Origin of the sequence: Yoonia sp. R2-816 (genome assembly GCF_046762905.1) — a bacterium.
Classification (GTDB): domain Bacteria; phylum Pseudomonadota; class Alphaproteobacteria; order Rhodobacterales; family Rhodobacteraceae; genus Yoonia.
In genome coordinates this window covers 1-2,428 of sequence record NZ_JBKQXN010000278.1, presented here as the reverse complement: position 1 = coordinate 2,428, position 2,428 = coordinate 1, and the positions used below count along the sequence as shown (strand labels likewise).

Here is a 2,428-nt window from a genome sequence, read left to right as displayed (position 1 = left end):
CTCAGATGGTCGATCTCGTCGGCAAGTGGGGCGGTCATGGCAGTTCGGCATCAATTCAACTTCGGAGCATCAATCTCAGTTAAAGTGCTAAGTTACAAACGTCAGTCTCAAGTTAACTGCCCAGTCTCATATTAGGTGCTCGCGCAAGCCGCTGAAATCATTGAAGGCGCGGTCTCAGATTTAAGTGCCAAGTGACAAATCGCTCCAAGCTGGCGACGCGCGTGGCAAGAAGTCATCCCGTTCTTCGCCTTCCCACCAGCAGTGCGCAAAATCATCTACACGACAAATGCGATTGAAAGCCTGAACCGCGTCATCCGAAAAACCACCAAAACGCGCGGTAGCTTTCCCACTGATGATGCTGCGACAAAGCTGATCTATCTGGCCATCCGCAGTTTTGAGAAGACAGGCAGGGCCGTCAGAGAATGGGTTGCTGCCCGCAATCAGTTCGCTATCCTATACCCAGAACGGTTCAACAAATGAGCCGCCAAACTCGCATGGGCTAAGCCTCATACACAGAGTTTCGGATACTCCCAAATGCTAGGCAGCCTCATGGTTTTTAGGATAAGCCAGTTTCTAAGAAATCGTGCTGTTGCGGGCTTATTAAGCCGGCTTAGCCTTCAGAAGACGGGGGCGTGAGTACAAATCTTGCTACTCCGATCGATGAAATCAGTTGGTTAGCGGTTTGGCTTTTCAAACCCAGCGAACCAGGATCTGATCTCGGCAATCGCCTCACATTCGCCACGCTCACTAGAAAGCTTGTCCAACTCTTCTAGCGCGGCTTTCACGGTACGCCCCGCCTCAACATTTTCTCTTCCGTGGCGACGGTTGATTAGCCAATGGCTCAGATTGGCCCTCTGTCGTTCACTCAACGCTTCAGGCGCGTCAAAGAATACTAGGCGTCGCGCCAGTTCTCGGAGTCGATCGTCGTCGAAGCTTTCAGCAATCTCTGCGCGGCCAGTCCACCCACCCAAGTGAAAGTCCTGCATTCGCTTCTGGTCACTACTATTCGGGAACCTCTCATACAACCGTTGCTCCACAAGCTGAGCAGGCTCAAAGGGCGGGTAACGTTGTTCCATCGCCGATCCTACTCGCACAGCGAACTCTTTGTCGTCAGATACCATGGCTGCGCGGCGCGCGATCGTCTCAGCCCCCAGATCAATCGCCGACGGCAGGTCTGATGCATGTCCAATATCGAGCAGAGCAGGCATTCTGTTTGAGAATACTGTGCGAAGCGCCCGATTGGGACCTGCCATCTCACTGAACAATTCGTCCCCGGTCATTCTCAAGATCCTCTCTGGATCTCGGTTCAGATCCAATACAGCCTGCATATTCGGGTTCATTGGGTGATGCCCGCAGCCAACAACCGGGTAAATGGACGGAACCCCCATGTGATACTCGACCAATGACAGCGGACTCTTTGACGCAAGCCTGGTCTGAACAACGCGTTTGTCTGCAAGAGGCATCATAGATTGCCAAATCGATGAAGCGCGTTCTCGGATCAGCCTCGCAATGTGAATGGTTGCTTCAACGTCTCCCAACGCGTCATGTGCGTTTTCATGTGAAAATCCATTGGCAGGGGCCAACTTGTCGAGGCGCAAGGTTGGCTTCCCCCGATCACTAAGGGGAACAACCAAGGAGTTCGGGGAAAGTGCGGCCGCAACTTGAGCCAAGCGAAGAACATCTGCACGCTGGTTTCCGTTGGAATTGGTCAGGAAGACAGGTTGTAGTGTTTGGAAAAACGTCTGTCGCAGCAGAGGTTCATCAAAGGCGAGGGTATTGTATCCAATGAAGACGCTTGGAGACCATTCTCGCAACTTTCGACCAACCTCACGCATAGCTTCGTAGTGGGTTGGAAGGTTCCGGTCGACTAGAGTTTCAGGCCGAATTCCCGTCGCCAACAAGGCACCGGGAGCCGGAATTATGTGTGGCAATAGGCGACATCGAGTTTCGAAGCGGTCGATCTCGTCCAGTTTTTCATTTGTAAGAACAGCCGCAAACTGCAAAATTTGGTCGAACGTCGTGTCCGTTCCTGTGGTTTCCGTATCGTAGAAAACGAAGTTCATGATTTTCTTCGCAGACTCTGTTACCTATAGTCGTACCTGAGCCAACCTGAGAAAAATAGCATTCGTGGTATGAGACGGTCCGCGGCCACATCGCAGGACGCCAAATATCCGCACTCCCGGACTCAAGCTGCTTCGTTAGTCAAACGGTCCTACGATTGGAATCGACGGAAGTACAGGCGGATCCTAGTTGCCTAAGGACAACACTCTTAGGTTAGCCCTGAACATGTCAACGGCGGCGTAAAACCCTGCCACTGTGGCGGAGCAAAAGTCGGCCACTTGGTGGCGCGCCTTGGGGCGTGATGCCCTCAAATAGCAAGCACGTTCCAAGGCGCGTTGGCCGTTAGGTCAATCAGATGATGATTAGC

The 2,428-nt window shown here is 52.6% G+C and carries 1 protein-coding gene and 1 pseudogene; one reads left to right on the top strand and one right to left on the bottom strand.

The annotated features are described in order from the left end of the window. Positions 1-198 precede the first annotated feature (198 nt). Positions 199-480, top strand: a pseudogene (locus ACFWW2_RS16840) (transposase); the annotation flags it as partial. A 194-nt stretch (positions 481-674) separates the two neighbouring features. Here ACFWW2_RS16840 and ACFWW2_RS16835 read toward each other — a convergent pair. Continuing rightward, on the bottom strand, positions 675-2,063 hold the full coding sequence (locus ACFWW2_RS16835) for an exonuclease domain-containing protein (protein ID WP_393929830.1): 1,389 nt from the start codon (positions 2,061-2,063) through the stop codon (positions 675-677). Positions 2,064-2,428 lie beyond the last annotated feature (365 nt).